At 34.3% G+C, this 6,167-nt stretch carries 7 protein-coding genes; 4 read left to right on the top strand and 3 right to left on the bottom strand.

The features are described from left to right. The 4 genes from ABIQ27_RS00185 to murI form a co-directional block, all read left to right on the top strand. Window positions 1-1,740: POTRA domain-containing protein (locus ABIQ27_RS00185; RefSeq protein WP_348030917.1), on the top strand; the 1,740-nt coding region annotated here is incomplete at its 5' end. A gap of 36 nt (window positions 1,741-1,776) precedes the next feature. Then, a complete protein-coding gene (locus ABIQ27_RS00180) occupies window positions 1,777-2,775 on the top strand; it encodes an OmpH family outer membrane protein (protein ID WP_348030915.1) in 999 nt (332 codons plus the stop codon). A 37-nt stretch (window positions 2,776-2,812) separates the two neighbouring features. Further along, window positions 2,813-3,313 carry an OmpH family outer membrane protein gene (locus tag ABIQ27_RS00175; protein WP_348030914.1) on the top strand — a complete coding sequence of 167 codons (501 nt, stop codon included), beginning with the start codon at window positions 2,813-2,815 and terminating at the stop codon, window positions 3,311-3,313. 87 nt (window positions 3,314-3,400) lie between these two features. Then, a complete protein-coding gene (gene murI / locus ABIQ27_RS00170) occupies window positions 3,401-4,180 on the top strand; it encodes a glutamate racemase (protein ID WP_348030913.1) in 780 nt (259 codons plus the stop codon). Between the two features lie 96 nt (window positions 4,181-4,276). Here murI and ABIQ27_RS00165 read toward each other — a convergent pair whose 3' ends face one another. The 3 genes from ABIQ27_RS00165 to ABIQ27_RS00155 form a co-directional block, all read right to left on the bottom strand. Continuing rightward, window positions 4,277-4,792: a gamma carbonic anhydrase family protein gene (locus ABIQ27_RS00165; protein WP_348030912.1), complete on the bottom strand. Its 516-nt coding sequence runs from the start codon at window positions 4,790-4,792 to the stop codon at window positions 4,277-4,279. 43 nt (window positions 4,793-4,835) lie between these two features. Beyond that, window positions 4,836-5,834: a type IX secretion system membrane protein PorP/SprF gene (locus tag ABIQ27_RS00160; protein ID WP_348030911.1), complete on the bottom strand. Its 999-nt coding sequence runs from the start codon at window positions 5,832-5,834 to the stop codon at window positions 4,836-4,838. 5 nt (window positions 5,835-5,839) lie between these two features. After that, window positions 5,840-6,167, bottom strand: a 328-nt coding sequence (locus tag ABIQ27_RS00155; protein ID WP_348030910.1) for a T9SS type B sorting domain-containing protein, incomplete at its 5' end; no start/stop codon positions are given.

Below are 6,167 nucleotides of genomic sequence, written 5' to 3'. Positions count from 1 at the left end.
TATAATGGTGTTTTGCTTGAAAAAAGAATTGCCGATAAATCAAAACCTGATGGAGAAGATTTAACCAATTTATATCAAAACAATGGTTATTTATTTTCAAACATAAATGCTGTTGAAGTAAAAACTGCTAACGACACTATTGATTTTGAAATTAGAATTACTGAAGGTCCAATTGCTTACTTTAACAATATTACGGTTGTAGGGAATGACAAAACCAATGATAGAGTAATCTATAGAGAATTAAGAACGCAACCAGGTCAAAAATACAGCAAAGAAGATTTAGTTAGAACCATTAGAGAAATTGGACAATTAGGTTTCTTTGACCCGGAAGCAATTGATCCAAAATTCAAAAATGTTGATCCGGCTGCGGGAACAGTTGACATTGAGTACAACGTTGTTGAAAAAGGATCGAGCCAAATTGAGCTGCAAGGTGGTTATGGCGGTGGCGGATTCATTGGAACTTTGGGATTATCTTTCAACAATTTCTCAGCAAGGAATATGTTTAAAAAAGAAGCTTACAAGCCGCTTCCAATGGGTGATGGACAAAAAGTTGCCTTGCGTTTACAGGCAAGTTCATTTTTTCAAACGTATAGCTTATCGTTTTCGGAACCATGGCTTGGCGGAAAAAAACCAATTCAGTTTTCAAGTTCATTGTCACACAGTAAACAGTTTCTTTATTCAGGTAATTCATCTAATGTAGACAGAGATAAGAGTTTTAATATTACTTCATTATCTGTTGGTATTGCAAAAAGACTGACTATTCCGGATGATTATTTTGTATTCTCAAGTTCAGTGAGTTTTCAATATTATGATTTGAATAATTACAATACCGGTCTGTTTACCTTTGGTGATGGATCATCGAGAAACTTAGCATACACGCTTGGTTTAACCCGAAATAATAAAGGAGTAAATCCGATTTTCCCAACATCTGGTTCTGAATTTAGTGTAACAGCAAAATTCACTCTGCCTTATTCATTATTTAACGGAATTGATTATGCAGATTTAGAAAATCAAAAAGAATACAAGCTCCAATATAATGCTCAGGCCGGAATAACGACAGTACCAAACGCTGAAGGACAGCTTCCAGCTATAAACGATTATTTACAGGAAACCACAACGGGTTCCGGAGTTTATCAAACTGTTGGTGCCGATTATACACAAGCAACAGCAGATAGAGCAAAAGTTGATCAGCAAAAATTCAACTGGCTGGAATATTATAAAATAAAGTTCAAAGCCGATTGGTATACAAGGATAGCAGGAACACAATCAAAAGCATTAGTGTTAAGAGCGCTTGGTGAATTTGGTTATTTGGGCGCTTATAATAGTGGCCGTGGTTTAGTGCCATTTGAGAGATTTTTTGTTGGTGGTGATGGATTAGCTAACTTTTCATTGGATGGTAGAGAAGTTGTTCAATTAAGAGGATATCCAAATCAATCATTATCATCACAAGATGGTGCAACAGTTTACAATAAATTCTCACTTGAATTAAGATATCCATTGACATTAAAAGCCGCTGCATCAATTTATGCATTGACTTTCTTAGAAGCCGGATCTTCTTTCAACACATTCAAAGAATACAATCCATTTGTACTGCAACGTTCAGCTGGATTTGGTTTGAGAGTATTTATGCCGGCATTTGGTTTATTGGGAATTGACTTTGCTCATGGCTTTGATGCTGTTCCTGGATTTACAAAACCTAATGGTTGGGAAACACATTTTATAATTGGTCAACAATTTTAATTATATTTGGTATACTATTTCTAAATCAAGTTAAGAATGAAAAAATATTTTTTAATATCAATTCTGGTTTTATCAACTGTACTTCAGTCAAATGCGCAATCTAGAGGCGTTAAAATTGGCTATATAGACATGGAATATATTCTGCAAAATGTCCCTGATTATAGTGAAGCTAAAAGTCAATTAGAGCAAAAAGCGCAAAAATGGAAACAAGACATTGAAGCCAAAAAGATTGACATTGCAAAATTGAAAGATGCATTAAAAACTGAAAAAGCTTTATTAACCAAAGAGTTAGTAGACGAACGTGAAGAAGAAATAAAATTTCAGGAAACTGAGCTTTTAGACTTTCAACAAAAAAAGTTTGGTCCAAATGGAGATTTAATTACGCAAAAAGCGGTTTTGGTAAAACCTATACAAGATCAGGTTTTTACTGCTGTTCAGGATATTGCCGAAGCTAAAAAATACGACTTTGTTTTTGATAAAGCTTCCGATTTAACCATGCTTTTTTCTGCTAAAAGATACGATATCAGCGATCAGGTTATCAGAGTTATTACCCGAGCTGAGAAAAGAGAGCAGATGTCTAATAAAGATGTTAAAAAACAAGCGGCACAAGATGAGTTAGAGGATGCTGCCAATGACGCTAATCCAACATTGGAACTTCGTAAAAAAGCATTAGAAGAGAAAAAGAAAGCAAGAGAACAATTAGTAGCCGATAGAAAAGCTGCTGCCGAAGCTGCAAAAGCAGAAAAGGAATTAAAAAGACAGGAATTGTTAGAAGCTAAGAACGCTAAAAAAACTGGCACGGTTACTGCTAATGGGAAAACCAGTAGTGATAAAACAACACTACCAACTGAAGCTGATGGCAAAGTATCCGATTCAACAGTAGTTGATCCTAAAGCAGCAAAAGTAGCCGAAAGAGCTAAACTTATTGAAGACAGAAAAAAAGCTTTAGAAGAAAAAAAGAAAAAAATATTAGAAGATAGAGAAGCTGCGAAAAAAGCAAAAGAAGACGCAAAAAATAAACCAAAAACAGAATAAAATAATAATAACAAATAATTAATTAATACTTTTTAAAATGAAACGATTGAAATCATTACTACTAGCTGCTGTATTATGTTTAGGAACTAGTTATACCATCAATGCACAAGCAAAAACTGCACATGTAGATGTAAATGAACTAATTTCTAAAATGCCGGCGATGCTGGATGCTCAAAAACAATTAGAAAAATTGAGCGGTACTTACGATGCTGAATACAAAACAATGGCTGAGGAGTATCAAAACAAAATTAAAAAATACGATCAGGAAGCTGCAACTGTTGGAGATGCTGTAAACGCAACTCGTCAAACAGAAGTACAAGACTTAGTTAAACGTATTACTGATTACAGAGACAATGCTCAAAAAGAATTGCAAAAGAAAGAAGCTGATATGGTTAAACCATTGATGGATAAAATCAAAGCTTCGATTTCAAAAATTGGTAAAGCAAAAGGTTACCAATATGTTTTAAACGTTGCTGACTTACTTTTGGCCGATGGCCCGGATTTAACAGCTGATGTTAAAAAAGATTTAGGATTTTAATCTGAACTTGTTTCAGATTCTAAAAAAATCATAATACTATCAAAAACTGCTCAATTAGTTGAGCAGTTTTTTTTTACTTTTGTTTCTATGGAAAACAATAATCCTATAGGCCTTTTTGATTCGGGAATTGGTGGAACATCAATCTGGAAGGAAATTCACGAATTACTTCCAAATGAAGACACTATTTATCTTGCCGACAGCAAAAACGCTCCTTATGGTCAGAAATCTAAAGAAGAAATTATTGAACTTAGTATTAAAAACACCGAGTATCTTCTGAATCAAAATGCAAAAATAATTGTGGTCGCCTGCAATACCGCAACAACAAATGCCATCAAAGTATTGCGTGCCAAATATAAAGTTCCTTTCATTGGTATTGAACCAGCGATAAAACCAGCCGCAATTCATTCAAATAGTCACATAATTGGAATTTTAGCCACGCAAGGAACTTTAAACAGCGAATTGTTTCATCAAACTGCTGAGAAGTACAATGACACTAAGATTATTGAGCAAATCGGACATGGGTTAGTCGGACTTATAGAAAATGGAGAAATCAATTCTAAAGATATGGATTTACTGCTTCATCAGTATTTAGAACCAATGATTGAAGCCAATATAGATTATTTGGTATTGGGTTGCAGCCATTATCCTTATTTGATTCCGCAAATAAAAAAAATACTTCCAAAAGATATTAAAATAATTGATTCCGGCGAAGCTGTTGCTCGACAAACAAAAAGTGTTTTGCTGGAAAGAAATGAGTTAAATAATGAAACGAATAAAGGAAAAGCTATTTTCTATTCTAATTCAGATTCAAGGGTTTTAACGGAAATTCTACAGAATAAGTACAAGGTTATTTCTAAAGATTTTTAAGAGCCAAACTCTGGGGATTGTTTAAACCATATTCCTGCTGTCCACTTATACAAGGTATCGCTCCCATCAGGGCTAAACTCAAACTCAAGGCTTTCTTTAATCTTCCTTGAACCAGCTAGAATACATCACGTAATTATTCGATATACGCTCTATTTCGCCTGCAAAATTAGATTGGTCAATATCTTTTACTTTCTTAGCTGGAACTCCAGCGTAAATCGTCCCTGATTCAACTATAGTGTTTTGGGTAAGAACTGCTCCGGCGGCAATAATAGAATTGCTTTCTACAACACAATTATCCATCACAATAGCACCCATTCCGATCAAAACATTGTCATGAATCTTGCATCCATGAACAATCGCATTATGCCCAATGGAAACATTATTCCCTATTTCAGTTGGATGTTTTTGATAAGTACAATGAACAATTGCTCCATCCTGAATGTTAACCTTATCTCCTATTTTAATATAATGAACATCACCGCGAATAACTGCATTATACCAAACACTACAAGATTTTCCCAAAATAACATCTCCAACGATTGTTGCATTTTCTGCAACAAAACAATCATCTGGAATTTGTGGGCTTTTACCGTTAACAGCTTTTATTATCATGGTTAAAAAAAATTGTCCCGATAAATCGGGACAGTTATTTGAATTAATTAATTGCAGGACAATTACAGTGATATTTTTCTGGTTTACAGAATAAATTAAGTCCTAAAGTTATTTGGTGGAAACCACCTGCATCAAACTTAACATCACCTATTATATGAGAATATGTATATGATACTACGTAATTTTTAAAATTCAGACCAACAATTGGTGTTATGTATTGCAGTTTTTGATCTGCAACACCATTACCCTGAACATATTGTGCTCCATCAAGACTTCTTCTGTATGATATTCCACCCCATAATCTTCCGAAATCTAATTCTTTGTATGCTTTTATGTTTAAATCGACTGTTTTTTCCTGAGTCAATGTAACAAGTTGAAACATAAAAGATGGTTCCCATAGAATTTGTTCAGCATCACCAAAAGTATATCCGGCGTTTAAAATAAATCTTCTCAAATTTACCGGTTCACTATCAGTATATAATTTTCTATCACTAGCCAATGCATTTTTAACTGTTGCATGAACATAAAAATCAAGGAAATTATAAGAAGCTCCAATATCAACATTAAAATAAGTTGACTTTTGAATTGAACCAAACACCACAGGATCAAATCCCGGATTGTTATCATAAAACGTAGTTTCATCTAAATTACTTTGAATGAAACCAGCACTCATACCAAATGAAAGTTGGTTCAAATCAACATTATCACGTGAAAACATAATATGGTGAGCATACGTCAATTTCATCCCTGTTTGAGAGTGATAACCGTTTTTATCGTTAAAAACAATAATTCCTCCTCCGGATCTTTCACCTAAAGCTCCATTGAAACTTATTGTTTGCAAGGCTGGCGCGTCTTTTTGACCTAACCATTGTTGCCTCGCTGTCAGTCTTAATTTTGCGCAATTTGCAGCTCCAGCCATTGAAGGATGTAGCAAATAGTAATTATCAGATAAATAATCTGAGTAAACTGGTAATCCTTCTTGTGAATGAGAAAATTGTGCAACTATTAGTAGTGCTAATAAATAAATCTTTCTAAAATTCATTTTAACTATCTTTTTAATGAGAAATGGGCTTTAAACTGTTTAACTGTGGCACCTTCAATAAAATCAACCGTAAACCAGTAATCATCTGATGGTAAAAGACTTCCGTTGTAGGTTCCGTCCCAACCTTGACCTGTTGAACTGATTTGTTTCATTAGTTTGCCATAGCGGTCAAATATATAAATTTTTGCGTTAGGTTGTCCACCTAATCCAACAATATTCCATGTGTCGTGGATTCCGTCTCCGTTCGGGGAGAAGTAATGCGGATAATCTATGATTTCTACCGCGTCGATAATCAGTTCTTCACAGCTGTAAGCAATATCTCCTTTGGTATCC

Origin of the sequence: Flavobacterium sp. (assembly GCF_039916025.1) — a bacterium.
In the GTDB taxonomy this organism is placed as follows: domain Bacteria; phylum Bacteroidota; class Bacteroidia; order Flavobacteriales; family Flavobacteriaceae; genus Flavobacterium.
This window is presented reverse-complemented; position numbering and strand designations above follow the sequence as displayed.

Coding starts and splice junctions, on each gene's coding strand:
- ABIQ27_RS00160 (WP_348030911.1), bottom strand. CDS start 5,834: ATGAATTTTAGAAAGATTTATTTATTAGCACTACTAATAGTTGCACAA.
- ABIQ27_RS00165 (WP_348030912.1), bottom strand. CDS start 4,792: ATGATAATAAAAGCTGTTAACGGTAAAAGCCCACAAATTCCAGATGAT.
- ABIQ27_RS00175 (WP_348030914.1), top strand. CDS start 2,813: ATGAAACGATTGAAATCATTACTACTAGCTGCTGTATTATGTTTAGGA.
- ABIQ27_RS00180 (WP_348030915.1), top strand. CDS start 1,777: ATGAAAAAATATTTTTTAATATCAATTCTGGTTTTATCAACTGTACTT.
- murI (WP_348030913.1), top strand. CDS start 3,401: ATGGAAAACAATAATCCTATAGGCCTTTTTGATTCGGGAATTGGTGGA.